Consider the following 26976-nt stretch of genomic DNA (forward strand, 5'->3'; position numbering starts at 1 on the left):
AAATCGGCGATTCGGAGGATCGCCGTCCCTCTGGTCTTCGTTCTGATGCTCAGTGGGTGCGATCGGGACGCACCGTCGCTCATGGTGAGGGCAGTGGCCTCGGGGGTTCCCTCGCTCGCGCCCTTCTTCGACGAGAGCCAGGGGCTGGGGCGGGACCAGCAGGTCAGAGCGCAGGCGGCGCACGGCGGTCTGCAGCAGGGCGACACTCCTGGTCTCTACGGGGGTTCCAAGCAGCCGACGATCTGTGACGTCGTACGGCTCAAGGAGTTCCTCACCGATCCCGCCAACGAGCACAAGGCACAGGCGTGGGCAGCGGCGCTCTCGGTCACCACGGCCGAGATTCCGGATTATCTCGATCGCCTCACGCCCGTACTCCTGCGTCACGACACTATCGTTAAGAACCACGACTACAAAAAGGGCAAGGCCGTCCCCTTCAACGCGCTGCTTCAGACGGGAATCGCCGTTCTCGTCGATGCGGAAGGTCTTCCCGCCGTGAAGTGCTCGTGCGGAAATCCGCTGCGGCCCTTCGAGGGTGACACAACCTGGATAAAGGTCGAATTCGACGACCGCAACGAGGAATGGAAGGGTTACGAAAAGGCGTCCGTGGTGGCGGTGCGGCCCGCCGCGCGGGAAGTGGAGCGACTCGCTCTCGTCGATGTCCATGAGCCGGACCGGGGCATCAACCGTCCCGTCGGCACCACCGGCGAGGACGACACCGCGTTCGACACGCGCGAACGGCGCTCGGTGCCGCACCTCGCCGGGACGACGTTCGAGCAGGCCGGTTGGCGGCTGGCCGACAAGGGGCTCGCGGTCGCCTTCGACGGCGGGGCGCTGCCGCCGGACGACGCCCGGGTCACGGCGTCCGATCCAGCGGCCGGGACCGAGCTGGGGTTCGGGGAGTACGTGACGTTGAGCGTGGCCGGGGGCAGCACCGCCGGTGACACGTCCGGCGGCACGTCCGGCGGGACGTCCGGCGGGACGTCCACTCCCCCGGGCTCGGGGACACCGCAGCCGACCCAGCCTCCGTCGACCTCGACGCCGTCGCCGTCCGCGCCGTCGCCGTCCACGTCCTCGCCGCCGTCCGGCTCGACTCCGCCGCCCTCGTCCTCCGGCCCGGGTACGACAAGCCCCGGTCCCACGAGCGGGCCCCCGTCCTCGGGCCCGCCGCCCACCTCCACCCCGTCCCCGTCGACCAAGGACCCCGCGTCCAGCTCACCGCCCCCGCCCGTGACCGGCCCACCGCCGCAGACCACCAGCTCGCCCCCGCCCAGCGCCCCGGTCACCAGCAGTGCCCCGCCGCCCGAGACGAGCGTGCCCGCCACGACCGAGCCGGCGACCGGCGCCCCGTCCACCGGCGAGCCCACCTCGCGCACGAACGCATAGCAACCACGCAGCGCCCCGCGGAACGCAGACGCAGAACGCAGAACCCGGGAGTCACCGGATGCCTTCAGGATCATCGACGTCGGGAGTGGGTCGGGTCATCGCCGGCCGTTATCTGCTGCTGAACCGGCTGGGCAGCGGCGGTATGGGACATGTCTGGCTCGCCCACGACCAGAGACTCGCCTGCGAGGTCGCGCTCAAGGAGATCGTCTTCAGGGACCCGGCCGAGGCCGACGAGCACGAGGCCCGGGTGGCCCGCGCCCGTGCGGAGGCCCGGCACGCGGCGGGGCTGCGCGGGCATCCGCATGTGATGACCGTGCACGACGTGCTGGAGCACGAGGGGCTGCCGTGGATCGTCATGGAGTACGTGGCCGACGCCGTCAACCTGCGCGACCTCATCGCCCGGCTCGGTCCGCTCGCACCCGCGGAGTGCGCCCGCATCGGGCTCGCCGTCCTCGACGCGCTGACCGCCGGACACGAGCGGGGCGTCATGCACCGGGACGTGAAGCCGGCGAACATCCTGCTGGCGCCGGACCGCACCGGGGCGCCGTACGGACGTGTGCTGCTCGCCGACTACGGCATCTCGGTGCAGCCGGACGCCGGGGAGAGGCGGTACACGCTGGCGTCGGTGCTCGTGGGTACGTCGGGCTATCTGGCGCCGGAGCGGGCCACGGGCGGGGCGCCCACGGCGGCCACCGACCTGTTCTCGCTGGGCTGCACGCTGTACTACGGCGTCGAGGGCCGGGGTCCCTTCGACCGCGAGTCGCATCTGGCGGAGATCACCGCGGTGGTCATGGAGGAGCCGCGGCCGGCCGCGCGGGCCGGGGCCCTGGAGCCCGTGCTGAAGGCGCTGCTGGAGAAGGATCCGCAGCAGCGGATGTCCGCGGCGCGGGCGGAGGCGGCGCTGTCGCGGATCGTCACGCCGGAGGTCGACGCGTACGCGCGGACCCAGACCGACCTCGGTTCGCAGCCGCACTGGGGTGGGGCGCCACCGCCAGGGCCCGCGCCGGGCGCGGCGGGGGCCGGCTCGCCACCTCCGTCGGATCGCCAGGCCTCCGTGGCCAAGCGGCGCGGTGGACCGCAGGGCTTCGGTTCGCTGCCTGAGCCGCCCGGCGGCCCGCGGGGCCTCGGTTCCCTGGCCGATCAACCGGATGAGCTGCGGGGCTTCAGCGCCTGGCCCGGCGACCGGCGTCCTACCCGCCCCCGCATCCTCCACGCGGTCCTCGCCGGGCTCCTCGGGCTGACGCTCGCGGGAGCCGGTGTCTGGTACGCCCTGGCACAGCAGTCGCAGACGGGCGGGGCGGAGCGGCCGTACGGCGACACCGTGGGGCTCGGTGATCCGCTCGAGGGCGGTGACTGCGTGCTCGCCGACTGGCCCGGCGCGGCCCCCTTCCAGGGCAGGCCGCGGCTGAGTCTGGATCCCGGCTGCGGGACGAAGGCACCGGACGGGCAGGTGATGGGGTTCGTCGCGGCCGCGTCCGCCGCCCAGGCGCGCCAGGAGGGGCCTGCGGCCTGCGAGGAGCGGACGGAGGAGATCCGCGGTCGGCTCGCGGACGTCCGCAGCTTCGCCGTCGTACCGACGCAGGCGGGGTTCGAGGCGGCCGGGCGGCGCACCGCCTGTCTGGTGCTGGGCGCGCACGGGCCGGTGTACGGGCCCCTGGGCGAGCATCGGAAGGCGGGGTCGGCCTTCGCCGACACGGCGACCATGCAGCGGCGGGACTGTCTGGACGTGCGCTCCCACCGGGACGCCCGCCTGGTGTCCTGCGCCAGCCCGCACGACGAGCAGGTGCTCGGGTTCACCCGGCTGCCGCCGACGTCACGCTGGCAGAGGCGCGCACCGAGTCGGACACGGCGTGTGCCCGGGAGGTGCCGCCGCGCGAGTACGGATTCGACCCTTCCGTGTACACGGCGGGCTCCTGGACGAGCGAGGGGTCCTGGAAGAACGGCACTCATTTCGTCGTGTGCACCGTACGGAGGCAGAACGGGGGCACCATGGAGGGGGACGAACCATGAGGAGGGTGTTGCGATGCCCGGTTCTAGCGGTTCCAGCGGTTCTACGGACGGGTCCACCAAGGCGATGGGGGTGGTCACCGTCGGCGGACTCGTCGTGGTGACGGCCTACACGGTGGCGCTCGGAAGCAATGGCTGGCTGTGGTTCGGGTGGGTGGTACTGGGGCTGATCACGCTGGGGATGGTCGTCAGCCGCGGCAGCTGAGCCTCACTCCCGGATGAGCCGTCCCGCGGAGTGCACGCCCGGCTGGTACTTCGGCAGCCGGGCGGTGATCTTCATGCCCGCTCCCAGGGCGGTCTCGATGACGAGGCCGTAGTCGTCGCCGTACACCTGCCGGAGCCGGTCGTCGACGTTGGACAGCCCGATGCCGCCCGACGGGCTGACCTCACCGGCGAGGATGCGGCGCAGCAGGGCGGGGTCCATTCCGGCGCCGTCGTCCTCGATGACGACGAGGGCCTCGGCGCCGGCGTCCTGCGCGGTGATCTGGATGCGGCACTTGTGGGCCTTGCCCTCCAGGCCGTGCTTGACGGCGTTCTCGACGAGCGGCTGGAGGCAGAGGAAGGGCAGGGCCACCGGCAGTACCTCCGGCGCGATCTGGAGGGTGACCGACAGGCGGTCGCCGAAGCGGGCTCGTACCAGCGCCAAGTAGTGGTCGATGGCGTGGAGTTCGTCGGCGAGGGTGGTGAAGTCGCCGTGCCTGCGGAAGGAGTAGCGGGTGAAGTCGGCGAACTCCAGGAGCAGTTCGCGGGCGCGCTCGGGGTCGGTGCGCACGAACGAGGCGATCACCGCGAGCGAGTTGAAGATGAAGTGCGGGGAGATCTGGGCGCGCAGGGCCTTGATCTCGGCCTCGATCAGGCGGGTGCGGGACTGGTCCAGATCCGCGAGCTCCAGCTGCACGGAGACCCAGCGGGCCACCTCGCCCGCCGCCCGCACGAGCACCGCCGACTCGCGGGGCGCGCAGGCGACGAGCGCGCCGTGGACGCGGTCGTCGACGGTGAGCGGGGTGACCACCGCCCAGCGCACCGGGCAGTCGGGGGTGTCGCAGGTGAGCGGGAAGGCCTCGCCGCGACCCGACTCCAGGGGCCCGGCGAGGCGTTCCATGATCTCCGTACGGTGATGTCCGCCCACCCCGTCCCAGGCCAGGACGTCCTTCTGGTCGGTCAGGCAGAGCGCGTCCGTGCCGAGCAGTGAGCGGAGCCTGCGGGCCGACTTGCGGGCGGTCTCCTCGGTGAGTCCGGCCCGCAGCGGGGGTGCGGCGAGGGAGGCGGTGTGCAGCGTCTCGAAGGTGGCGTGCTCGACGGGGGTGCCGAGGCCGCCGAGGTTCTCGGGGCGGGTGGTGCGCCGGCCGAGCCAGAAGCCGGCGGCGAGCAGCGGGAGGATCGCCACGCACAGGCCCGCGATGAATCCGCTCATCCCTTCACCTCCGCCCGCAGCTCCTCCGGCAGATGGAACCGCGCCAGGATCGCCGCCGTCCCGGCCGGCACCCGGCCCGGGGTGGCCAGGGACACCAGGATCATCGTGAGGAAGCCCAGCGGCACCGACCAGAGCGCGGGCCAGGCGAGCAGCGCGTGCAGCGCCCCGGAGCCGGGGAAGCCGGCCATCGTCGCCGCCACCGCGAGCAGCGCCGAGCCGCCGCCCACCAGCATCCCGGCCGCCGCGCCGGTCGGGGTCAGCCGCCGCCACCAGATGCCGAGGACGAGCAGCGGACAGAAGGACGACGCGGAGACCGCGAAGGCCAGGCCCACCGCGTCGGCGACCGGCAGCCCGCCGACCAGGGCGCTCGCGGCGAGCGGGACGGCCATGGCGAGGACCGTGCCGAGCCGGAAGTGCCGTACGCCGCGCGAGGGGAGCACGTCCTGGGTGAGGACGCCCGCGACGGCCATGGTCAGGCCCGACGCCGTGGACAGGAACGCGGCGAAGGCGCCGCCCGCGACGAGGGCGCCGAGCAGGTCGCCGCCCAGGCCGCCGATCATGCGGCCGGGCAGGAGGAGTGCGGCGGCGTCCGCGTCGCCGGCGAGGGTGAGTTCGGGGGCGTAGAGACGGGCGAGGGCGCCGTAGACCGGGGGCAGCAGGTAGAAGGCGCCGATCAGGCCGAGCACGGCGACGGTGGTGCGGCGGGCGGCGACGCCGTGCGGGCTGGTGTAGAAGCGCACGACGACGTGCGGCAGGCCCATGGTGCCGAGGAAGGTGGCGAGGATCAGTCCGTACGTGGCGTACAGCGGGCGTTCGCCGCGGCTCTCGGCCTGCGAGGGAGACAGGCCGCCGTTGGCCGAGCGGTCGGGTTCGGGAACCTCGGCGCCCTTCGCGAAGGTCAGGCGGGTGCCGCCCTCGATGTGGTGGGAGCCGGCGGGGAGCCGGAGCTGCTTCTCGTCGTGACTGCGGCCGTCGATGGTGCCGCTCACCGTGACGGTCAGGGGCCGCTCGAGCTTCAGGTTGAGGGTGCCGTCGACACGCACGACGCTCTGTTCGCGGAAGGTGGCCGGTTCGTCGAAGGCGTGGCGGGGGGCGCCGTCGCCCTGCCAGGCGAGGATCAGGAAGAGCGCGGGGACCAGCAGGGCCGTGAGTTTGAGCCAGTACTGGAAGGCCTGCACGAAGGTGATGCTGCGCATGCCGCCGGCGGCGACGATGGCGACCACGACGACGGCGACGATCACTCCGCCGAGCCAGTCGGGGGCGCCCGTCAGCACGGTCAACGTCAGTCCGGCGCCCTGGAGTTGGGGCAGCAGATACAGCCAGCCGGTGCCGACGACGAAGGCGCCCGCGAGCCGCCGTACCGCCTGCGAGGAGAGGCGGGCCTCGGCGAAGTCGGGGAGGGTGTAGGCGCCCGAGCGGCGCAGCGGGGCCGCGACGAACAGCAGCAGGACCAGGTATCCGGCGGTGTAGCCGACCGGGTACCAGAGCATGTCCGGGCCCTGCACGAGGACCAGGCCCGCGATGCCGAGGAAGGAGGCGGCGGAGAGGTATTCGCCGCTGATCGCGGCCGCGTTGAGGCGGGGACCGACGGTGCGGGAGGCGACGTAGAAGTCGGAGGTGGTGCGCGAGATGCGCAGGCCGAAGGCGCCGACGAGGACGGTCGCCAGGACGACGAGGGCGACGGCGGGGACGGCGTAGCTGGAGTTCACGGCCGCATCAGTTCCTCATGCTCGGCGGTCTCAGCAGGTCGGGCGAAGTCGGCTGCGGTTCTGCAGTGCCCTGAAGGGGCGCGGGGAACTGCGCGACCAGCCACGACGGCGCAGCAGACGATCGACGGCATATCCCGGCCCTTCCAGCGGAGCGCTCAGCGGTCTTCGACGAGCCGTACGAAGTCCCGTTCGTTGCGCTCGGCGCGGCGCACGAACCAGCGGGCCAGCAGGACCAGCGGTGCGTAGAGGCCGAAACCGAGGACCGCCCATTCCAGGTGGCGGGAGGCCGGCATCGCGGCGAACAGCAGGGGCAGCGGGCCGACGAGCAGGCCGAGGACGGCGAGCACGGCGAGGGCGGTGCGCAGCTGGGTGCGCATCAGGGAGCGGACGTAGGTGTGGCCGAGGGTGGTCTGCTCGTCGATCTCGGTGCGCGGGCGGTAGTAGCCGGAGACGCGGCGCTCCCGCCGGGGCGGGCCGGTGACGACGACGCGGCGGTCGGCGGGGTTGCTGGGCATCGTCACGCCCTCCTCATGAGCAGGTCCCGCAGCTCGCGCGTGTGCCGCCGGCTGACCTGGAGTTCCTCGGAGCCGACCATGACGCTGACGGTGCCCGCGTCCAGGCGGAGTTCGCCGATGTGGCGCAGGGCGACGAGGTGGCGGCGGTGGATGCGGACGAAGCCGCGGGCGCGCCAGCGCTCCTCCAGGGTCGACAGGGGGATGCGGACGAGGTGGCTGCCCTTGTCGGTGTGCAGCCTGGCGTAGTCGCCCTGGGCCTCGACGTGGGTGATGTCGTCGACGGAGACGAAGCGGGTCACGCCGCCGAGTTCGACCGGTATGTGGTCGGGGTCGGGCTCGCTCACGGGTATGCGGGGGGCGCTGTCGCGGAGTTCGGCGGCGCGCAGTTCGACGGCGCGCCGGACCGCCTCCGCCAGGCGCTCCTTGCGGACGGGCTTGAGGACGTAGTCGACGGCCTTGAGGTCGAAGGCCTGGACTGCGAAGTCCTCGTGGGCGGTGACGAACACGACCAGCGGCGGCTTGGCGAATCCGGTCAGCAGCCGGGCCAGGTCCAGTCCGTCCAGGCCGGGCATGTTGATGTCGAGGAAGACGACGTCGATCGCCTCGGGCCCGCCCGGCCCCGACTCCAGGGCGCGGTTGATCCGGCGCAGCGCCTCGGTCGCGTCGCCCGCGCCCTCCGCGCTGCCGATGCGGGGGTCGGCGTTCAGGAGGTAGAGCAGTTCCTCCAGCGAGGGGCGTTCGTCGTCGACAGCGAGGGCGCGCAGCATGAACCCGGAGTCTAGGAGTAATTCGCACGCTTGGACATGTGCTCCGGATGGACGTTCGCGCTGCGTACCGGGCCACTTACAGTGCCCTCATGAACAGCGGCGCGGCGTCCTTCGACGAACTCGACCGGAAGATCACCACTGCCCTCATGGCGAACGCCAGGACGAGCTTCGCCGAGATCGGCACGAGCGTCGGGCTGTCCGCGACGGCGGTGAAGCGGCGCGTGGACCGGCTGCGCGACACCGGCGTGATCACCGGGTTCACGGCCACGGTCAAGCCGTCGGCGCTGGGCTGGCGTACGGAGGCGTACGTCGAGGTGTACTGCGAGGGCGCGGCCCCGCCGCGGCGGCTCGCGGAGGTGGTCCGCAACCATCCGGAGATCACCGCGGCGATGACGGTGACGGGCGGCGCGGACGCGTTGCTGCATGTGCGGGCACGGGACGTGGAGCACTTCGAGGAGGTGCTGGAGCGGATCCGCGTCGAGCCGTTCATCCGGAAGACGATCAGCGTGATGGTGCTGTCCCATCTGCTTCCCGAGAGCCCCGAGGCGGGCGCGAGCCAGCCCGCGCCCGAGCAGACGTCCCCTTAAACATCTCAGCGCGCAGCAAGACTGCGTCCACCGAAGAAACTACGCAGGATTCCTGCGCCGACACGCAATATTTCTTCCTTGTCGCTCGTATCGGGCACTTCCTACCTTGGTGTCAACCCTCAGTCGACACTCCCAGGAAGCGGAGGAACCCCTCGGTGCCCGACTCCCGTGTGCCGCGCCGGCGGCGGTATCTCGTCTGCGAACCCAGACACTTCGCCGTGCAGTACGCGATCAACCCCTGGATGCGACCCGACAGCCCTGTCGACGTCGATCTCGCCCAGGCCCAGTGGCAGGCGCTGATCAGCGCCTACCGGACCCACGGCCACACCGTCGACACGGTGGAGCCCGCCCCCGACCTGCCGGACATGGTCTTCGCCGCGAACTCGGCCGTGGTCGTGGGCGGCCGTGTCTTCGGCTCCCTCTTCCACGCGCCGCAGCGGCGCCCCGAGTCCACGCACTACGACACCTGGTTCAAGATGGCGGGCTACGACGTGTACCGCCCCGAGTCCGTCTGCGAGGGCGAGGGCGACCTGGTCTGGACGGGCCGGTACGTGCTGGCCGGCACCGGATTCCGTACGACCCGCGAGGCCCATCGCGAGGTGCAGGAGTTCTTCGGCCATCCGGTGATCAGCCTGACGCTGGTGGATCCGCGCTTCTACCACCTGGACACGGCGCTCTTCGTCCTCGACGACGACAACATCGCGTACTACCCGGAGGCCTTCTCGCCGGGCAGCCGTGAGGTGCTCGCGCGGCTGTACCCGGAGGCGGTGCTCGCCACCCGCGAGGACGCGATGGCGTTCGGGCTGAACTCCGTGTCCGACGGCCGCAACGTCTTCATCGCGCCCCAGGCCGAGGCTCTCACCTGCGCCCTCGCCGACCGCGGCTACGTCCCCGTCCCCGTCGACCTGTCGGAGTTCCGCAAGGCCGGCGGCGGCATCAAGTGCTGCACCCAGGAGATCCGCTGATGACCGCTCCCGTGACCACCCGCTCGTCCGCCGACCTGATCCGCGCCGAGGAGCCGGTCCTGGCGCACAACTACCACCCGCTGCCCGTGGTCGTCGCACGCGCCGAGGGCACGTGGGTGGAGGACGTGGAGGGCCGCCGCTACCTCGACATGCTGGCCGGCTACTCGGCCCTGAACTTCGGCCACCGCCACCCGGCGCTGATCGAGGCGGCGCATCACCAGCTCGACCGCCTGACCCTCACATCCCGTGCCTTCCACAACGACAAGCTGGCCGAATTCGCGGAGCGGCTCGCGTCGTTGACGGGGCTGGACATGGTGCTGCCCATGAACACGGGCGCCGAAGCGGTCGAGTCCGGCATCAAGGTGGCCCGCAAGTGGGCGTACGAGGTGAAGGGCGTCCCGGCCGACCGGGCGACGATCGTGGTGGCGGCGGAGAACTTCCACGGCCGTACGACGACGATCGTGTCGTTCTCCACGGATGAGACGGCGCGGCAGGGCTTCGGCCCCTTCACGCCGGGTTTCCGGATCGTGCCGTACAACGACCTGGCGGCGCTGGAGGCGGCGGTCGACGAGACGACGGCGGCGGTGCTGCTGGAGCCGATCCAGGGCGAGGCGGGCGTCCTCATCCCGGACGAGGGCTACCTCACCGGGGTGCGCGACCTGACCCGCCGCAAGGGCTGCCTGTTCATCGCGGACGAGATCCAGTCGGGCCTCGGCCGCACGGGCCGTACGCTCGCCGTCGAGCACGAGGCGGTCGTCCCGGACGTGCTGCTGCTGGGCAAGGCGCTGGGCGGCGGCATCGTTCCGGTGTCGGCGGTGGTGGCCCGCCGTGACGTACTCGGCGTGCTGCGCCCGGGCGAGCACGGCTCGACGTTCGGCGGCAACCCGCTGGCCGCCGCGGTCGGCACTGCGGTGGTCGAGCTGCTCGAAACAGGCGAGTTCCAGCGCCGGGCCGCCGAGCTGGGCGTGGTCCTGCGGGGCGGCCTGTCGGCCCTGCTCGGCAAGGGCGTCGTCGGCTTCCGCGTGCGGGGCCTGTGGGCGGGCGTCGACATCGACCCGGCAGCGGGCACGGGCCGCGAGATCGGCGAACGGCTCCTGCGCGAGGGGGTCCTGGTGAAGGACACCCACGGCTCCACGATCCGCCTGGCACCGCCACTGACGATCACGGCGGAGGAGCTGACGGGGGCGCTGGGGGCGCTGGAGAAGGTACTGGCGTAGACGCCCGGATACGCCCCGGTATGCCGGCCCGACATGGCAGCCCGGCATGACAGCCCGGCCCTGGACATGGGGGCCGGGCTGTTTTGCGGGAGGGGGGAGGAGGCGGCGGCGACGGAGGCGGGCAGGTGCTTCGCATCGCGCCTTTGCCGGCCTGCCGTCGGCGTCCGTCCCCTCCGTCCCTCGTCGTCGGCCACCGTTCCGCCGCCTCCACCCGCATCCCCGCCAACACATACGGACCGCCACTCCCCCCCATTTCCTCGCCCCCGCCATTCCCCCCGGCCCCCTCCTCCCCGCACACGCCCGGCCCCCGCAAAGAGGCGGCGTTGACCGGAAGGGTGAAGATGGGGACAAGAGGTGGTAGACCGCTCTCAGCGACAGAGAGGTCGGCCGTGGGCACACACGAGGAGCGGGGCGTCGCCCGGCACGGGTTCGACGTGGCGGACGCCGTGCCTGTGCTGCTTGACGCACAGGGTCGGGTGACGGGGTGGACCAGGGACGCCCAGCGGCTGCTGGCGTACACGGCCTCCGAGGCGGTGGGCAGGAGCGTCGCCGAGCTGCTGAGCGCCGAGGACGCGGGGCGGGTGCCGGAGCTGATCGAGCGGTGCCGCGTGGACGGCGGCTGGGTGGGGCTGCTGACAGCCCTGCGCAGGGACGGGCCGCGGGTCAGGCTCATGGTGCGGATCACCGCGGCCCAGGACACCCAGGGCCCCGCACGGTGGCTCGCGCTCCTGTCGGAGCTCGACGAGGCCCCCGGCTGGGACATGAGCCGCGCCGTACTGGAGCAGATGGTCGCCCGCTCCCCCGTCGGCATAGCCATCGTCGACACGGACCTGCGGTACGTCTGGTCGAACAGCGCCCTCGCCCAGTACGGCGGCGGCCCGCCGACCCGTCGGCTCGGTCTGCGGCTCGCGGACATCCAGCCCGGTCTGGACTCCGAGTCCATCGAGGCGCAGATGCGCCGCGTGCTGACGACCGGCGAACCGATCGTCGGCTACGAGCACGTGGGCCACGCCCGCTCCGCACCGCTGCGCGAGACCGCGCACATGATGTCGTTCACCCGGCTCGACGACGGCCACGGCCACCCCATGGGCGTGTACTACACGGTCGAGGACATCACCGACCGGCACCGCACCCGCCAGCGCCTGGCCCTGCTCGACCGGGCCGGCCAGTACATCGGCCGCTCCCTGGACATCACCCGCACCGCCCAGGAACTGGCCGACGTGGCCGTACCGGGGCTGGCCGACCTGGTCACCGTGGACCTGCTGGAGTCGGTGCTCGGGGGTGGGGAGCCGGTGGCCGGGCCGCTGAGCGAAACGGGTCCGGTGCCGCTGCGGCGCGCGGGGCAGCGGTCGGCCACCGAGCGGGTGCCGGAGGCCGTCGTCGGCATCGGTGAGGTGGTCACCTATCCGGCGGGCTCGCCTCCGATCCGCTGTCTGAGGACGGCCAGATCCTGGCGCGAGGAGAGGCTCGACCCGCTCGGCGAGGCATGGACCGAGCACGCGCGCGGCGGGCGGGCCGCCATCTTCCTCGAACTGGGTCTGCACAGCGTGATGATCGTGCCGATCCGCGCGCGGGGCGTCACCCTCGGCGTCACGACGTTCTTCCGGCGCCACCGCCAGGAGTCCTTCGAGGAGGACGACCTGAACCTGGCCGAGGACCTCGTCTCACGGGCGGCCGTCTGTGTGGACAACGCCCGGCGCTACACCCGCGAGCGTGACGCGGCGCTGGTTCTGCAGCGCAGCCTGCTGCCGCACCAGCTGCCCGAGCAGGACGCGGTGGAGGTGTCCGCCTGCTACCGGCCGGCCGACGAGCTGACCGGCCTCGGCGGCGACTGGTACGACGTCATCCCGCTGTCGGGCGCCCGCGTCGCCCTGGTGGTGGGCGAGGTGCCCGGGCACGGCATCGACGCCGCCGCGGCGATGGGGCGGCTGCGGACCGCCGTACGGACCCTCGCCCTGCTGGATCTGCCGCCCGAGGAGGTGCTGGCCCATCTCGACGACCTGGTCGCGCGGTCGGCCCGCGAGGAGGCCGTCCAGATGGGCGTGGAGGAGGCCGCCATCACCCAGTCCGTGGGATCCGGGTGCGTGTATGTCATCTACGACCCGGTCGACGGGCAGTGCACCATGGCGGCCGCGGGCCATCCGGCGCCCGCGGTCGTGTGGCCCGACGGCGGCGTCACCTTCGTCGATCTTCCGCAGGGAGCGCCACTCGGGGTGGGAGGCCCCCCGTTCGAGTCGGTCGAGCTGGCCCTGGCGGCGAACAGCACGCTCGCCCTGCACACCGACGGACTGCTGGCACACGGGGACGACTGGGCCATCGACACCGACCGGGACCGGCTGCGGGCGGCCCTGGAGCGGCGCGCCGACTCGCTGGACCTGCGCTGCCGGACCGTGGTCGACGCGCTGGTCCCGGACCGCCCGCACGACGACGTGGCGCTGCTGATGGCCCGTACCCGCCTCCTCGGCGCCGAGCAGGTCGCCGACTGGGACCTGCCGGCCGACCCGGCGGCCGTGGCCGACGCACGCAAGACGGCCGCCCGGCAGCTGTCGGAGTGGGGCCTGGAGGACTTCGCCTTCACGACGGAACTGGTCGTCAGCGAGCTGGTCACCAACGCGATCCGGTACGCCACCGGCCCCATCCGGCTGCGCCTGATCAGGGAGCGCGCGCTGATCTGCGAGGTCTTCGACGGCGGCGCCACCGCCCCGCACCTGCGCCACCCCCGCACCACCGACGAGGGCGGGCGCGGGCTGCTGCTGGTCTCCCAGTTCACCCAGCGGTGGGGCACCCGCTTCGTCCCCGAGGGGAAGATCATCTGGGCGGAGCAGTCCCTGACGGACCCGTCGCCCTGACCTGCCATGGTCACGCAGATGTAGTACATCGGTACATAAGTCACACAGCGTGCGAAACTGGTCCGACCCCGGTGGTGAGGCGGGAGTCATGAACGAGAAGGCGATCGACTACGAGGCGGTGTTCCAGGGCCTGCCCGGAATGGTGGCACTGCTGACGTCGGAGCTGGTCTACGCCGACGCCAACGAGGACTTCCAGCGCCTGTCCGGGCGCACCCGCGCAGAGCTGGTGGGCCGGTACATCTTCGACGTCTTCCCCGACAACCCCAACGACCCCGCCGCCACCGGCATGCGCGACGTCCAGGCGTCGATGCTGCGCGTGGTGGCCACCGGCGAGCGCGACACCATGGCGCTGCAGCGCTATGACGTCGAGGATCCCACCCGCCCCGGCGAGTGGGTGGAGCGCTACTGGAGCCCGGTCAACGCGCCCGTCTTCGGCCCCGACGGGCGGGTGGCACTCATCGTGCACCGGGTGGAGGAGGTCACCGAGCTCATCCACCTCCGCGGCAGGCAGGGTGGCGACAGCCGGGCGCGGGTGCTGGAGGCCGAGCTGTACACGCGCGCCCGCGAACTGCAGGAGCTCAACGAACGGCTGCGGCAGGCGCACGCCCGCGAGCGCGAGGTGGCCCTCGCCCTGCAGGAGGCGATGCTGCCCGCCGGCCGGCAGGTGAGCAACCACCGGGCCGCCGTGCGCTACCGGCCCGCGATCGGCGCGCTGAACGTGTGCGGCGACTGGTACGACGTGGTCGACCTGGTGGGCGGCAACCGAATCGGCGTGTCCGTGGGCGACGTGGTCGGTCACGGCCTGGCGGCCGCCGGGGTCATGGGTCAGCTGCGCAGCGCGCTCAGCGCCACCTCCCGCGTCGCCGACGGCCCGGCGCAGGCGCTCGACGTGCTGGGACGGTACGCCCATGTCGTCGACGGCGCCGAATCGGCCACCGCGGTCACGACGTTCGTCGACTTCGACGCCCACACCGTCACCTACAGCAGCGCGGGCCACCCACCGCCGGTGCTGGTCCACGCCGACGGCCGCGTGGAGTTCCTCGACCAGGCCACCGACCCGCCCCTGGACGCCCGCCCCGACCCGGTCCCAAGACCGCAGGCCGTCACGTCCTTCACCGGCGGCGCCACGCTGGCGCTGTACACCGACGGCCTGATCGAACGCCGCCGCGAGGACATCGACGCCGGCCTGACCCGCCTCGCCGACGCCCTCGTACGCCACCGCACGGCCGACCCCGAGCCCCTCGCCGACGCCGTCCTGCTGGAGCTGCTGCCGCCGGGCGGCGCGACGGACGACGCGGCGCTGATCATCGTGCGGCTGTGATGAACGAGCAGACGAGACGGCTCCCCGCAAGGGCGGGCGACCTGCCACCCGGTAACCGTGATCACGCCAAACCGCGTCATCAGGTTGCCGCACACCTGCCCATGACACCAGGCTGGCCCGGCGGTCCTCCCCACCCGCAAGTGACGCCGCCCGCCACGTTCCTGACTTCCAGTCAGGAGATTCGGTGTCGGCCGGCATCCGTCCGACCCGACCCGGTTCCGGCCTGTCACCCCTGCGCCTACACTGGCAGCCCCACAGCACGCCGGTTGACCTGCCAGAACGCGGCGGTTGGAAGTGATCCGCCGGAGTGAGGAGCGACCCCTTTGTTCTACTACGTACTCAAATACGTGTTGTTGGGACCTCTGCTGAGACTGGTCTTCCGCCCTCGCATAGAAGGCCTCGAGCACGTGCCGGCCACCGGCGCGGCCATCGTCGCCGGCAACCACCTGTCGTTCTCCGACCACTTCCTGATGCCCGCGATGCTCAAGCGGCGCATCACCTTCCTCGCCAAGAAGGAGTACTTCACGGGCCCGGGCATCAGGGGACGCCTGACCGCGGCCTTCTTCCGCAGCGCCGGGCAGATCCCGGTCGACCGCACCGGCAAGGAGGCGGGCCAGGCCGCGATCCGCGAGGGGCTCGGGGTCCTGAGCAAGGACGAGCTCCTCGGCATCTACCCGGAGGGCACCCGCTCGCACGACGGCCGCCTCTACAAGGGCAAGGTCGGGGTCGCGGTGATGGCGCTGAGGGCGCGGGTCCCGGTCATTCCCTGCGCGATGATCGGCACGTTCGAGGCCCAGCCGCCGGGCAAGGTCATCCCGAACCTCCACCCGGTGACGATCCGCTTCGGCAAGCCCCTCGACTTCTCCCGCTACGCCGGCATGGAGAACGAGAAGGCGATCCTGCGCGCCGTGACCGACGAGATCATGTACGCGATCCTCTCGCTCTCCGAGCAGGAGTACGTCGACCAGTACGCGGCCGTCGCCAAGGCCGAGGAGGCCGCCGCCAAGGCGGAGAAGGAGCGCAAGTTCCCTCGGTTGCCCATCAGTTGACGCGGTCTTGCGCGTGGGGCGCTCGGTCGAGGGACTCGAGCGCCCCGAGCGCCTCGTCGAGCAGCCTGCGCAGCCGCAGCGCGTCCGCCGCCACGGCGCTCACCAGAGCGGCGGGGCCGGCAAGCGGCACGACGGCGGCGTTCTCCCCCAGCACCCGAGCCACCACCGGAGCCTCGGCGAACTCGGGCCGTACGACGACGAGCTGACCGACAGCCCGGTGTCCGCCGAGCCCGGCGGGGCCGTCCCAGCCACCCGGCGCACCGGGCCCACAGGCAAGCTCCTGATCGAGAACAACCCGACCCGCGACACTCACCCGGATCCGGCTCCCGAGCCGCCCCGGCTCCTCCCCCGCCCGCCCGAGCACCTGCTCCTCACGCAGCACGAGCCGCCCCGCCGCGCCGACGTCGACGCGGGTCGTGACGTACAGATCACTGCCTCGCGCGCAGATCAACTGCTCGGGCAGCCAGTGCAGTTCGCCGCCGTCGGCGACGGAGAGCCGTACGTCGTAACGGGACTCGCTCTTGCTCTGTCCCGGCAGCGCGATGGTGGCGCCCGCCGACCCGACGCGCAGCCGGGCGCCGGTCTCCACATCGGCCGCCACGGTGAAGTGGTCGCCGCCGAGAGGCCCGCTCATCGCGCCGACGAGCACGACCCGCGCCTCGGCGCCGCTCCCCCGGGTCCGCCGGAGCGCCAGCGGCCCGTCGCCCTCGAGCACGGGCAGCGAGGTGCCGCCCCGCCCGTCGTCCCGGGCGACGATCCGCGCGACCGCCCGTACTCCACCCGCCACGGTCACGCCGTCCACGCCGCGAGCCGCGCCCGCACCCAGTCGGCGACGTCGTGCACGCCGGGCTCGCTCCGGAGCGATTGGAAGACGACCGGGAGTTCGGCCCGCTGCGCCTTGGCGTCGGCCGCCATCCGCGCCAGGTCGGAGCCGACGTACGGCGCGAGGTCGGTCTTGTTGACGACGAGCAGATCGGCGGTGGTCACCCCCGGCCCGCCCTTGCGCGGAATGTCGTCCCCACCGGCGACGTCGATCACGAAGATCTGCGCATCGACGAGCCCCTTGGAGAAGGTGGCGGTGAGGTTGTCCCCACCGGACTCGACGAGGATGAGGTCGAGGGGGCCGACCTCGTCCTCCAGATCCTCGACGGCTTCGAGGTTCGCGGAGATGTCGTCCCGAATCGCGGTGTGCGGACAGGCCCCCGTCTCCACGGCTGTGATCCGCTCGGGCGGCAACACCGCCTCCCGCAGCAGGAACTCGGCGTCCTCACGCGTGTAGATGTCGTTCGTGACGACCGCGAGGGAGAACTCGTCACGCAGGGCACGGCAGAGCGCGGCGACGGTCGCGGTCTTGCCGGACCCGACGGGCCCGCCGAGTCCGATACGCAGCGCACGGCGCGATCCGTCGGGACGGCGGGCGTCGGCGCTGACGGCGGAGGGGCCGTCGTGGGAGTGGTCGAGGTGCATGGGGCGGCTCCTTCGGTACGAGATGTGCTGGGGGCTGGCTCAGTCGAGGGGTGGGCGGCTTTCTACGAGGCGAACAGACGTACGGCCCAAGCCGCATGCACCTCCGCCCCGATCTCCAGCAACGGAGCGGAAGCGGCGGGCAACTCGTCGACTCCCCCGTCGACGACCAGTCGCCCCGCCTCGACCGCCCGGTCCACCACCCGGTCCAACTCCGGCGCCAACCGGGCCAGCACCGCCGTGGCGTCGAAGGGATCGAGACTCAGCAACCGCACCGTCGCGGACGCCGGCCCGCTCACACTCTCGTACGCCGCACAGTAAGCAGCCTCGACGGCCTCCAACCCCGCCGCCCGGGCCACGACGCCCAGCACGACGGGCTGATGGGCCCCCTTGGGAAACCGACGAGCAAGGTCGTCCAGCTCCTGGGACGGCCACGTCGCCCGAGCGGCCCGCATCAGCTGCCGCCCCAACTTCCGCGCGGCAAGCCGCAACGCGGGCGACGGCGTGCGGGCGTCGGCGGCCTCGTCCAGGGCCACCGCATCGACCCCGAGCGCGGCCGCCGCGGCGAGCGAGGCCGCGACCAGCCCCGCCGTGTGCAGCCGCCCCCGGCAGAAGTCCTCCAGGCTCGCGGCCCCGCTGATCCGCCCCGCCTTGACGGCCGCCTCGGCCCCGCCGGAGTGCGCATGCCCCCCGGCGGGAAAGCGGCCGTCGGCCAGGACGAGAAGTGTTGCCCGTGACATCGAAGACCCAGCCCTCAGAACAGGAAGTAGCGCTGGGCCATGGGCAGTTCGGCGGCGGGCGTGGCCTCCACCAGCTCCCCGTCGATGTGCACGGCGAAGCTGTCGGGATCGACCCGTACGTCGGGCCGCGCGTCGTTCTGCCGCATGTCGGCCTTGGTCACCCCACGCGTCGACTCGATGGCCACGAACCGCTTCCCGAGCTGGAGCCGCTCCGCGAGCCCGTCCTCGATCGCGAGCGGCGCCACGAAGTTGACCGAGTTCGAGGCCGGCGCCCGTCCGATCGCGCCGAACATCGGCCGGGGCAGGATCGGCTGCGGCGTCGGGATGGACGCGTTGGCGTCGCCCATCTGCGCGTACGCGATCTGCCCGCCCTTGATGACGAGGTGCGGCTTGACGCCGAAGAACGCCGGCTGCCACAGCACCAGGTCGGCGAGCTTGCCGGTCTCGACGGAGCCGACCTCGTGGGAAAGCCCCTGGGCGAGGGCCGGGTTGATCGTGTACTTGGCGACGTACCGCCGCACCCGGTGGTTGTCCGCGCGCCCGTCCCCGGGCAGCGCACCCCGCCGCCGCTTCATGACGTGGGCGGTCTGCCAGGTCCGCATGACGACCTCGCCGACGCGGCCCATGGCCTGGGCGTCGGACGAGATGATCGAGATCGCTCCGAGGTCGTGGAGGATGTCCTCCGCGCCGATCGTCGACGGGCGGATGCGGGACTCGGCGAACGCGAGGTCCTCGGGCACCGCCGGGTTGAGGTGGTGGCACACCATCAGCATGTCGAGGTGTTCCTCGGCGGTGTTGACGGTGAACGGCCGCGTCGGGTTGGTCGAGCTGGGCAGCACGTGCGGCTCGGAGACGACGGTCATGATGTCCGGCGCGTGCCCGCCGCCCGCGCCCTCGGTGTGGTAGGCGTGGATGCCGCGTCCGGCGATCGCCGCGAGCGTGTCGCCGACGAAACCGGCCTCGTTCAGCGTGTCCGTGTGGATCGCGACCTGGATGCCGGTCCGGTCGGCGACGGTCAGCGAGGCGTCGATGACGGCCGGGGTGGAGCCCCAGTCCTCGTGCAGCTTGAGGCCGAGCGCGCCGCCGCGGATCTGGGACAGCATCGCCTCGTGGGAGACGGTGTTGCCCTTGCCCAGCAGGCCGAAGTTGACGGGGTGCTCCTCCATCGCCTCCAGCATCCGGGCCAGATGCCAGGGGCCGGGCGTCACGGTGGTCGCCTTGGAGCCCTCGGCGGGTCCGGTGCCGCCGCCGATCAGCGTGGTGATGCCGGCGGCGAGCGCCTCGTCGGCGATCTGGGGGCAGATGAAGTGCACGTGCGCGTCGATGGCGCCGGCCGTGAGGATGCGCCCGTTGCCGGCGATGATCTCGGTCTCGGGGCCGATGACGAGGTCCGGGTGCACCCCGTCCATCGTGTCGGGGTTGCCCGCCTTGCCGATGCCGGTGATCCGGCCGTCGCGGATGCCGACGTCGGCCTTGACGATGCCCCAGTGGTCGATGATCACGACGCCCGTGATGACGGTGTCGGGGGTGCCGTCTGCGCGCGTAGCACGGGACTGGCCCATGGATTCGCGGATGACCTTGCCGCCGCCGAACACGGCCTCGTCACCGGCGAGTCCGGGACCGCCGGAACGGTCCTCCTCGATCTCGACCAGCAGGTCGGTGTCGGCGAGCCGGATGCGGTCGCCGGTGGTGGGGCCGAACAGGTCGGCGTACGCGGCCCGGGAGATCTCAGGCATCGAGGGCACCTCCGGTCTCCCCGCGCAGTCCGGGCACCACGCGGGCGCCGGCGAGCGGGACGAGTTCGACGTCGACGGGGATCCCGGGCTCGAAGCGCACGGCGGTGCCGGCGGCGATGTTCAGCCGCTGGCCGCGGGCTGCGGCGCGGTCGAAGTCCAGACCGGGGTTGGCCTCGGCGAAGTGGTAGTGGGAGCCGACCTGGACGGGCCGGTCGGCGGCGTTGAGGACGGTCAGCCGGGTGACCTCGCGGCCTTCGTTGTAGGCAATCGACCCGTCGGCGAACAGGATCTCTCCGGGAATCATCGAGGCCCCCTTCAGACGATCGGGTCGTGGACGGTGACGAGCTTGGTGCCGTCCGGGAAGGTCGCCTCGACCTGCACGTCGTGGATCATCTCGGGTATGCCCTCCATGACGTCGTCGCGCGTGAGCAGCTTGCGCCCGGAGGCCATGAGCTCGGCGACGGTACGGCCGTCACGGGCGCCCTCGAGGATGTGCGACGTGATGAGGGCGACCGCCTCGGGGTGGTTCAGCTTGAGCCCGCGGGCCCGGCGCTTCTCGGCCACGTCGGCCGCCACGTGGATGAGCAGCCTCTCTTGCTCGTGCGGGGTCAGTTGCACGTCCCACCTCACAGTCTTCGCTCCGGACCGTGCGGGGTCCGGTTGCCTCGGCCACCGGGCAAAGTCCCTGGTGGCGTAGATCGGCAGGCTAGTTGGACCGAGTTTCAAGCAAGTTAACCGGACCGTGATCCGCTCAGCCGCCCGACCGCGTGGCAGACATGCTCATCAACGCCCGTAGACCGTCCTGCAGGACCTCGACCGGCGCCGGCCCGAACAGGGCCTGCTGCGCGAGGAAGCCCATCGCGGCGGCCATCATCGTCCGGGCCACGTGCTCCGGTGACACGTCCGGCCGCATCATCCCGGCGTCCTGGTACGACTGGACGATCCGCGTCCAGGTCTCCTGCACCGCGCCGTAGCCCTCGCGCAGAAGCGCCGCGAGGTCGTCGTTGCGGAGTGTCTCCGGCCATACCTGGATGACCAGCCGCGGGAACGCGGGCCGTCCGTCCACGGTCAGGTACTCCTTGGCGGCGAGAACGCGACTCATGACCGACGACACCAGGCGGTCCGGCGGCGGGGGCGGGCTGCTGCGGGCCGCCTCCTCGAAGCCCTCGCGGACCTGGCCGAGCACTTCACCGACGATCGCGGCGATGAGCTCCTCCTTGCCGCTGAAGTAGCGGTACACGGCCCCGGCCGACAGGTCGACCTCCTTCAGCACGTCCTGCATGGACGTGGCGTGGAACCCGTTGCGGGCGAAGCAGCGGGCGGCGCCGTCGAGGATCTGCCGACGGCGGGCGTGGAGGTGTGCCTGGGATACGCGGGCCATGACCCCAAAGTAAAACGAACATTCATTCTTGACAAGGAGCCGCATACGCAGGACGGTGGCGTCATAACAAAAACGAACGATCCTTCTTTTTAGCCGCACCCACACCCTCAGGGGGTTCCCATGTCCACCCGGCGCCTGATCGCGGTCATCGTCCTCGTCCCCGTGCTCGCCGCCCTCGCCCTGTGGGCCTTCGCCTGGCCGGCCACCCGCACCGCGCCCCGCGACCTGCCGCTCGGCGTGGCCGGACCGGCCGCCGCCACGACCCAGGTGGAGAAGCAGCTGAGCCGCCACGAGGGCGCGTTCGAGATCCACCGCTACGCCGACGAGGCCACCGCCCGGGACGCCATCGAGGACCGGACCGTATACGGCGCGATCGTCGTCACCGCCCAGGGCCCCGAACTGCTGACCGCGTCGGCGGCGAGCCCGGTCGTCGCCCAGACCCTCCAGCGGGCGGTGACGCAGCAGGCGGCGGCCGCCGGCACCCGGGTCAGGACGGTCGACGTCGTGCCCGCCCCCGAGAAGGACCCGCGCGGCGCGGCCCTGACCTCGAGCGTGCTGCCGCTGGCGCTCGCCGGTATCGCGGCGGGCGTACTGGTGACCCTGCTCGGGCTGGGCGGCCTGCGCGCCGTCACCGCCCTGATCGGCGCCGCCGCCCTGGTCGGCCTGGCCGCGGCCGCGATCGCACACGGCTGGCTGGGGGTCCTCACCGGCGACTGGTGGGCCGAGGCAGGGGCACTGGGCCTGGCGACACTGGCCGTGAGCGGTGGCGTGGCGGGCCTTGCCGCCTTCATCGGCCCCGCCGGGAGCGGAATCATGGCGGCCGTGGTGATGCTGTTCGGCAACCCCTTCTCCGGCGCCTCGTCGGCGCCGCAGCTGCTGCCCGAGCCGGCGGGCGCGATCGGCCAGTGGCTGCCGCCGGGCGCGGGCGCCACCCTGCTGCGCTCCGTGTCGTACTTCGACGGCGCGGCGGCGACGGGCCCGGCCCTGACGCTGACCTGGTGGGCGGCGCTGGGCCTGGGAGCCGTACTGCTCGGCAACGCGCTCAAGACACGCACGAAGACCGGCGAGCCCGCGCCCGAGAGGGAACTGGCCACCACCGGCTGACCCCCCGGTCACCGGCCGGCCGCCCGGCCACACCGAACCGACCGTGCACCCCCGCCGTAGCGGACGGGGGTGCACGGTCCTGTCGTTTCCGGAACTCCGAAGGCGGCTCTACGAGACCGGCCCTACGAGGGGCTCGCCCCCCGATGCTCGGCCGCGATTCCGAACCGCTGCCGTTCGCGGGGAGCGGACGCCACCTCGCGGACGCTGGAGACAGCGCTGACGACCTGCTCCTCGGCGAGTTCCGCGGGTTCCCCGAGCTTCTCCAGTCGTTCGAGGTCAGAGGCGGAGACGAGGGCGACAAGGGGCTTTCCGTGGCGCGTGACGACGACGCGCTCACCGCCGTACACCACGCGATTGATCAGTTCGGCGAGCTCAGCCCTGGCTTGCGTCACCGGAATCTCGTAGGCCATGCTCCCTACATTACGTCATGTACGTCCTGTACATTTTTGACAGACACCCTGGCAAGGGAGCGTGACCCATGACCCGACCGACCGCCCGCCACGTACTGCCCGAGTTCACCGAGCGCACGAGTTTCGGCACCAGGACGCAGGACCCGTACTCGAAGCTGCTGGAGGAACGGATCGTCTTTCTCGGCACGCAGATCGACGACATCTCGGCGAACGACGTGATGGCCCAGTTCATGTACCTGGAGCACAAGGAGCCCGGACAGGACATCTCGCTGTACATCAACTCGCCCGGCGGCTCGTTCAGCGCCATGACGGCGATCTACGACACGATGCAGTTCGTCACCTGTGACGTGGAGACGATCTGCCTGGGCCAGGCCGGGGCATCCGGCGCGGTACTGCTGGCCGCGGGCACTCCGGGGAAGCGATTCGCGCTGCCCGGGGCCCGTATGGTGATCCATCAGCCGGGGCTGCCCGAGCCGATCCAGGGACAGGCGAGCGATCTGGCCATCCAGGCCGACGAACTGACGCGCGTTCGGACCCGCCTGGAGGAGTTGCTCGCCCGGCACACCGGGCGCAGCCGCGAGCAGGTGAGCCAGGACATCGAGCGGGACAAGATTCTCAGCGCCCAGGAGGCGCTGGAGTACGGGCTGGTGGACCGGATCATCCCCAGCCGCAAGGCCACCCTCACCCCGCCGACGGGGCGGTGATCGGCCGGTGCTTCCACCCGAGTTGCCGCCCCTGCCCGCGCTGACGCGCGCGGAGGGGGAGTTGATAGACCGTTATCTCGATGTGGTGGACCTGCTCGGCCGGATCAACCCGACCCGGCACGACGACACCTACCGCGGACTGCGCGCCGCCCAGGCGCTCGTCAGCAAGGCGACCGAGCTGCGGGACGCGCTGGCGCTGATGCACCAACGGGGCGAGACCGAGCTGCACTCCCCCACGCTGGCGCGTGCGCTGCGCGTGCTGGACGGTGAACGCCGCACGGCTCGCGTCACGATGCCGTCGCGCTCCGACATTTGACGACTCGTACGGAACGGCTCCGGAGCCTCGGCTCACTGCCGAGGCGTCCGAATGGGAGCCGAAACGGACCAAAAGGCGTACCCCCTTTCGGCGTAGCAACCTCTCTTTTTGCGAACCCCTCAAGTTGCGCAACAGGCTCGGCCCCAAGGCGGAGTGAGACGCTCCATCGCTGGTCCGGGCCTCGTCGGGTACCTGGACACCCGGTCGAACACGGGGGTGTCCACCCGAACGGGTGAGTGGTGAGTAACGCCACAAATCCCCGGTTCCGTTGGGTTTTTCGTTCATCCGTGCGTCAAGATCCCTGTCTGACGACAAGCCCCCGCCACAGCGGCGGGGCGGTCCGGGCGGACGCCGAGTCCTGCCGCCGCCCGGATGACCGGTCGACAGGAGTGGATCGGCAGGAGTGGAGGACCCGAGCAAGACGGGTCGCCGGAGCGGACGTTCGTTCGATCCGAGCAACCCTTGGGGTGAAGTCGCGGCAACGCGACCGGGCAACTTCGCCAGCCCGAATCCGACAGGTCATCCTTCACAGGCGGCTGACGAAGGGTTGCGCATGACTGCGCTCAATCGTGTCCCGTCGCTCATGGTCCGGGCCGGCACGGCCTCGGCTCTGACCATCGCCGCAGTGGGCGGCTCGATCGTGGCGCCCGGCCTCACCCCCGAGGCAGAGGCAGCCACACCGGCAACGAAGGCACTTCAGGTCGCGGCCTCCAAGAAGGGCTCGCCGTACAGGTGGGGCGCCACGGGCCCGCACCGGTTCGACTGCTCCGGGCTCACGCTGTATTCGTACAAAAAAGCGGGCAAGAAGCTGCCCCGTACGGCGGCCCAGCAGTACAACAAGACCCGCCACATCTCCGCCCAGAGCCGCAAGGCCGGAGACCTGGTGTTCTTCCACTCGGGGTCGAACGTCTACCACGTCGGCATCTACGCCGGGAAGGGAAAGATCTGGCACTCCCCCAAGAGCGGGGACGTCGTGAGGCTGCAGAAGATCTGGACCAGGAGCGTTTGGTACGGCCGGGTCAAGTGACCTCCCCGGGGGCGCTGACGGCCGCCTGACGCGCCGTCAACGCCCCCGGGGCCCCGGGGGCTGAAGGCCGGTCGTCGGCAGAGGCCGTCAGACGGCCCGCAGCGGCCCGGCGAGGAGTGCCACGCCGAAGGCCGTCAGCGCGGCGCCGGTGACGGTCGTGACCGCCCGTGCGGTGCGCGGCCGGCGCAGCCACCTGCCGAGCCGGTCCACCAGCAGGGCGACCACCTGGAACCAGACGAGCGCGATCGCGACCACGATCAGCGCGAGCAGCAGTGTCCGTGGCAGTGCCGGAGCCCCCGCGGGCACGAACTGCGGCAGCACGCTGAGGAACGTGAGGGACGCCTTCGGGTTGAGGGCGTTGGTGACGAAACCCTGCCGCAGCGGTCGCGCGGTGGAAACCTCCTGCGCGTTCTCCCCTTCGGTGCGCCGCTGCCGCAGCGTCTGGACACCCAGATAGAGCACATAGACGCCGCCCACCACTTGGAGCGCGCGGAACAGCGCCGGTACGGCGGCCAGGACCGCGGCGACCCCCACCACCGCCAGCGTCACATGGACCAGCAGTCCGGCCCCGATCCCGAGCGCGCAGACGACCCCGGCCCGGCGGGAGACGAGGGCGTTGCGTACGACGACGGTGAAGTCGGCCCCGGGCATGGCGACCAGGCCGGCGGAGACCCCGGTGAAGGCGATGAGCTGAGCGTCCATGCGGCCAGCCTGCCGTGCCGGAGCCTTCAGCAGGTATTTCGAATATCCTGGGTTCTCCTTAAGCAATGCTTTAGGCTGCCTGCCCGGTTGCCGCGCCGCGCTCGAAGGGGCCCGCCATGTACGACCCGACCCGCCTCGCCGCTTTGGTGGCGGTCGCCGAGGCGGGTTCGATCACCCGGGCGGCAGAGCGGCTCGGGTACACCACGCCCGCGCTCTCCCAGCAGCTGGCCAAGCTGGAGCGCGAGGCGGGCACGGCCCTTCTGGTACGGCACCATCGCGGGGCGCGGCTGACGGGTGCGGGCGAGCTGCTGGTGGCCCGGGCGCGGCGGGTGCTCGACGAACTCGACCGGGCACGGCATGAACTGGCCCGGCTGACCGGCCTGACGGGCGGAACCCTCCGGCTCGGCACCTTCCAGACGGCGGGCATCCATCTGCTGCCCCCGGCCCTCAGCGCCTTCCGCCGAGCGCATCCGGATGTGGGATTGACGGTCGCCGACTACGAACCGTCGGCCGGTGTCGCCGCCGTCGCGGCCGGGGAGATCGATCTGGCGCTTACCCACGCCTACGCGCCCGGCGATCCGGTCCCGCTGCCGTCCTCGGTCGGCGTCGAGCCGATCCTGGTCGAGGAACTGGTCCTGGTGTCCGCTCCGGGCCACGTCCTCACAAGCGGCGCCGCACGGCTGCCGCTGGCCGAGCTCGCGGGGCAGCCGCTGATCAGCATGGCGCCGGACGCGCCGGCCCGGCGGGCAGTCGAGGCGGTGCTGGCCGGGGCCGGTGCCACGCCCTCGGTACGGGTCCCGACGCCGGGGTACCTCCTGGTGTGCGCACTGGCCAGTGCGGGGCTCGGGGTGGCGGTCGTACCGGAGATGGTGGCGCGCACGTCGGTCACTCCGGTCGGGGTGCGGGCGCTGGAGGGCGGCGAGCTGCGCCGTACGATCTCGGTCGCTTTCCGCAGCGACGAGGCGGCTCCTGCGGCGGACGCCTTCCGGGCGCTGCTCCGCGGCACGTTCGGACGAGCAGGGCAGCCGCAGCAGCCCTGAGGGTCATGGTTCCTGCTGTCCCGCGGCCGGCACCGGCTCCGCGGCCGCGGTCCACGGCAGTTCGATGGAGACGGTCTTGCCGCCCTCCCGGGTGGGCCGCACTCTCAGCTTGCCGCCGCACTCCGCGGTCAGCCAACGAATGATGACCAGGCCACGGCCGTTGTCCTGTTGGACGGCGGCCGGCAGCCGCTTGGGGAAGCGCGGGTGGCTGTCGGTGACCCCGATGCGCAGGTGTTCGTCACGGTCGAGCTCGAGATCCACCGTGAAGGTGGGTGACTGGCCGAGGGTGTGCTGTACGGCGTTGGTGGTGAGTTCGGAGACGATCAGCCGGATGGTGTCGGCCGCCTCCGTGTCCGGTGGCAGTCCCCACTCCGCGAGGGTGGTGACCACGTAGGCCCGAGCCGCGGAGACCGAGGCTGGATCGCTCGGCAGAGTGACGGATGCTTCCAGGTGATCTGCCATGGCGACGTCGTCCCTTTCCCAACGGGACCGCAGTCCGACACGGAGCGGATGGTTCGAGTACGGTCCCGGACTGGTGCTTCGTCGCCAGACTGCCATTACCAGGGCCG

At 71.9% G+C, this 26976-nt stretch carries 27 protein-coding genes, 1 pseudogene and 1 riboswitch; of the genes and pseudogenes, 14 read left to right on the forward strand and 14 right to left on the reverse strand.

Annotated elements, in window-relative coordinates:
• Positions 1-93 precede the first annotated feature (93 nt).
• The 3 genes and pseudogenes from AB5J49_RS06405 (at position 94) to AB5J49_RS06415 (ending at position 3595) form a co-directional block, all read left to right on the forward strand.
• Positions 94-1383, forward strand: a complete 1290-nt coding sequence (locus AB5J49_RS06405; protein WP_369167462.1) for a DUF6777 domain-containing protein — start codon at positions 94-96, stop codon at positions 1381-1383.
• Positions 1384-1441: 58 nt separating this feature from the next.
• Positions 1442-3393 (forward strand): annotated as a pseudogene (locus tag AB5J49_RS06410) (septum formation family protein).
• 13 nt (positions 3394-3406) lie between these two features.
• Positions 3407-3595: a hypothetical protein gene (locus tag AB5J49_RS06415; RefSeq protein ID WP_369167463.1), complete on the forward strand. Its 189-nt coding sequence runs from the start codon at positions 3407-3409 to the stop codon at positions 3593-3595.
• 3 nt (positions 3596-3598) lie between these two features.
• Here the strand turns inward: AB5J49_RS06415 and AB5J49_RS06420 are convergent, their stop codons facing one another.
• The 4 genes from AB5J49_RS06420 to AB5J49_RS06435 form a co-directional block, all read right to left on the reverse strand.
• Positions 3599-4804, reverse strand: coding sequence for a sensor histidine kinase (locus tag AB5J49_RS06420; RefSeq protein ID WP_369167464.1), 1206 nt, complete (start codon positions 4802-4804; stop codon positions 3599-3601).
• Positions 4801-6513 carry a cation acetate symporter gene (locus AB5J49_RS06425; RefSeq protein WP_369167465.1) on the reverse strand — a complete coding sequence of 571 codons (1713 nt, stop codon included), beginning with the start codon at positions 6511-6513 and terminating at the stop codon, positions 4801-4803. The genes AB5J49_RS06420 and AB5J49_RS06425 overlap by 4 nt, the downstream gene beginning before the upstream one ends.
• 155 nt (positions 6514-6668) lie before the next feature.
• Positions 6669-7028: a hypothetical protein gene (locus tag AB5J49_RS06430; RefSeq protein WP_369167466.1), complete on the reverse strand. Its 360-nt coding sequence runs from the start codon at positions 7026-7028 to the stop codon at positions 6669-6671.
• Between the two features lie 2 nt (positions 7029-7030).
• A complete protein-coding gene (locus AB5J49_RS06435; RefSeq protein ID WP_369167467.1) occupies positions 7031-7795 on the reverse strand; it encodes a LytR/AlgR family response regulator transcription factor in 765 nt (254 codons plus the stop codon).
• Between the two features lie 89 nt (positions 7796-7884).
• Here AB5J49_RS06435 and AB5J49_RS06440 point away from each other — a divergent pair, with 89 nt between their 5' ends.
• From AB5J49_RS06440 to AB5J49_RS06465, 6 genes are all read left to right on the forward strand, one after another.
• Positions 7885-8382, forward strand: coding sequence for an Lrp/AsnC family transcriptional regulator (locus AB5J49_RS06440; protein WP_369167468.1), 498 nt, complete (start codon positions 7885-7887; stop codon positions 8380-8382).
• Positions 8383-8537: 155 nt separating this feature from the next.
• Complete coding sequence (ddaH, locus tag AB5J49_RS06445; protein ID WP_369167469.1) at positions 8538-9347, forward strand: dimethylargininase; 810 nt, start codon at positions 8538-8540, stop codon at positions 9345-9347.
• On the forward strand, positions 9347-10564 hold the full coding sequence (gene rocD / locus AB5J49_RS06450) for an ornithine--oxo-acid transaminase (RefSeq protein WP_369167470.1): 1218 nt from the start codon (positions 9347-9349) through the stop codon (positions 10562-10564). Before ddaH ends, rocD begins: the two co-directional genes overlap by 1 nt.
• A 389-nt stretch (positions 10565-10953) precedes the next feature.
• Entirely contained in the window at positions 10954-13413 is a 2460-nt protein-coding gene (locus AB5J49_RS06455) for a SpoIIE family protein phosphatase (RefSeq protein WP_369167471.1), read from the forward strand.
• An 88-nt stretch (positions 13414-13501) separates the two neighbouring features.
• Positions 13502-14734 carry a PP2C family protein-serine/threonine phosphatase gene (locus AB5J49_RS06460; protein ID WP_369167472.1) on the forward strand — a complete coding sequence of 411 codons (1233 nt, stop codon included), beginning with the start codon at positions 13502-13504 and terminating at the stop codon, positions 14732-14734.
• Between the two features lie 323 nt (positions 14735-15057).
• Complete coding sequence (locus tag AB5J49_RS06465) at positions 15058-15783, forward strand: lysophospholipid acyltransferase family protein (protein ID WP_369167473.1); 726 nt, start codon at positions 15058-15060, stop codon at positions 15781-15783.
• Here AB5J49_RS06465 and AB5J49_RS06470 read toward each other — a convergent pair.
• The 7 genes from AB5J49_RS06470 to AB5J49_RS06500 all read right to left on the reverse strand — a co-directional run bounded on the left by AB5J49_RS06470 (position 15776) and on the right by AB5J49_RS06500 (position 21104).
• On the reverse strand, positions 15776-16585 hold the full coding sequence (locus AB5J49_RS06470) for an urease accessory protein UreD (protein WP_369167474.1): 810 nt from the start codon (positions 16583-16585) through the stop codon (positions 15776-15778). The genes AB5J49_RS06465 and AB5J49_RS06470 overlap by 8 nt on opposite strands.
• Positions 16573-17250: an urease accessory protein UreG gene (ureG, locus tag AB5J49_RS06475; protein WP_369167475.1), complete on the reverse strand. Its 678-nt coding sequence runs from the start codon at positions 17248-17250 to the stop codon at positions 16573-16575. The genes AB5J49_RS06470 and ureG overlap by 13 nt, the downstream gene beginning before the upstream one ends.
• Positions 17251-17312: 62 nt before the next feature.
• Positions 17313-17987, reverse strand: a complete 675-nt coding sequence (locus tag AB5J49_RS06480; RefSeq protein WP_369167476.1) for an urease accessory protein UreF — start codon at positions 17985-17987, stop codon at positions 17313-17315.
• A gap of 14 nt (positions 17988-18001) precedes the next feature.
• Positions 18002-19723, reverse strand: coding sequence for an urease subunit alpha (locus AB5J49_RS06485; RefSeq protein ID WP_369167477.1), 1722 nt, complete (start codon positions 19721-19723; stop codon positions 18002-18004).
• Entirely contained in the window at positions 19716-20027 is a 312-nt protein-coding gene (locus tag AB5J49_RS06490; RefSeq protein WP_369167478.1) for an urease subunit beta, read from the reverse strand. The genes AB5J49_RS06485 and AB5J49_RS06490 overlap by 8 nt, the downstream gene beginning before the upstream one ends.
• Before the next feature lie 11 nt (positions 20028-20038).
• The gene (locus AB5J49_RS06495; RefSeq protein WP_010355509.1) at positions 20039-20341 is read right to left on the reverse strand and encodes an urease subunit gamma; all 303 of its coding nucleotides are present in this window, start codon (positions 20339-20341) and stop codon (positions 20039-20041) included.
• Positions 20342-20474: 133 nt separating this feature from the next.
• On the reverse strand, positions 20475-21104 hold the full coding sequence (locus AB5J49_RS06500) for a TetR/AcrR family transcriptional regulator (RefSeq protein WP_369167479.1): 630 nt from the start codon (positions 21102-21104) through the stop codon (positions 20475-20477).
• A gap of 120 nt (positions 21105-21224) precedes the next feature.
• On the opposite strand from AB5J49_RS06500, the gene AB5J49_RS06505 reads away from it, so the two are divergent.
• Positions 21225-22208 (forward strand): ABC transporter permease, encoded by a 984-nt coding sequence (locus AB5J49_RS06505; RefSeq protein WP_369167480.1) that lies wholly within the window; start codon positions 21225-21227, stop codon positions 22206-22208.
• 122 nt (positions 22209-22330) lie between these two features.
• On the opposite strand, the gene AB5J49_RS06510 is transcribed toward AB5J49_RS06505, so the two are convergent.
• The gene (locus tag AB5J49_RS06510; protein WP_274237288.1) at positions 22331-22618 is read right to left on the reverse strand and encodes a type II toxin-antitoxin system Phd/YefM family antitoxin; all 288 of its coding nucleotides are present in this window, start codon (positions 22616-22618) and stop codon (positions 22331-22333) included.
• 68 nt (positions 22619-22686) lie between these two features.
• Between AB5J49_RS06510 and AB5J49_RS06515 the strand changes: the two genes are divergently transcribed.
• The 3 genes from AB5J49_RS06515 (at position 22687) to AB5J49_RS06525 (ending at position 24665) form a co-directional block, all read left to right on the forward strand.
• On the forward strand, positions 22687-23322 hold the full coding sequence (locus AB5J49_RS06515; RefSeq protein ID WP_369167481.1) for an ATP-dependent Clp protease proteolytic subunit: 636 nt from the start codon (positions 22687-22689) through the stop codon (positions 23320-23322).
• Between the two features lie 7 nt (positions 23323-23329).
• Entirely contained in the window at positions 23330-23638 is a 309-nt protein-coding gene (locus AB5J49_RS06520; protein ID WP_369167482.1) for a hypothetical protein, read from the forward strand.
• Between the two features lie 339 nt (positions 23639-23977).
• A riboswitch (cyclic di-AMP (ydaO/yuaA leader) is annotated at positions 23978-24188 on the forward strand.
• 3 nt (positions 24189-24191) lie between these two features.
• Positions 24192-24665, forward strand: a complete 474-nt coding sequence (locus AB5J49_RS06525; RefSeq protein ID WP_369167483.1) for a C40 family peptidase — start codon at positions 24192-24194, stop codon at positions 24663-24665.
• Positions 24666-24752: 87 nt separating this feature from the next.
• Here AB5J49_RS06525 and AB5J49_RS06530 read toward each other — a convergent pair whose 3' ends face one another.
• The gene (locus AB5J49_RS06530; protein ID WP_369167484.1) at positions 24753-25367 is read right to left on the reverse strand and encodes a LysE family translocator; all 615 of its coding nucleotides are present in this window, start codon (positions 25365-25367) and stop codon (positions 24753-24755) included.
• Positions 25368-25483: 116 nt separating this feature from the next.
• On the opposite strand from AB5J49_RS06530, the gene AB5J49_RS06535 reads away from it, so the two are divergent.
• Positions 25484-26407, forward strand: coding sequence for a LysR family transcriptional regulator (locus AB5J49_RS06535; RefSeq protein ID WP_369167485.1), 924 nt, complete (start codon positions 25484-25486; stop codon positions 26405-26407).
• 3 nt (positions 26408-26410) lie between these two features.
• Here the strand turns inward: AB5J49_RS06535 and AB5J49_RS06540 are convergent, their stop codons facing one another.
• Positions 26411-26869 carry an ATP-binding protein gene (locus AB5J49_RS06540; protein WP_274237294.1) on the reverse strand — a complete coding sequence of 153 codons (459 nt, stop codon included), beginning with the start codon at positions 26867-26869 and terminating at the stop codon, positions 26411-26413.
• Positions 26870-26976: the final 107 nt, after the last annotated feature.

The sequence above is a fragment of the Streptomyces sp. R28 genome, from assembly GCF_041052385.1.
Classification (GTDB): Bacteria; Actinomycetota; Actinomycetes; order Streptomycetales; family Streptomycetaceae; genus Streptomyces.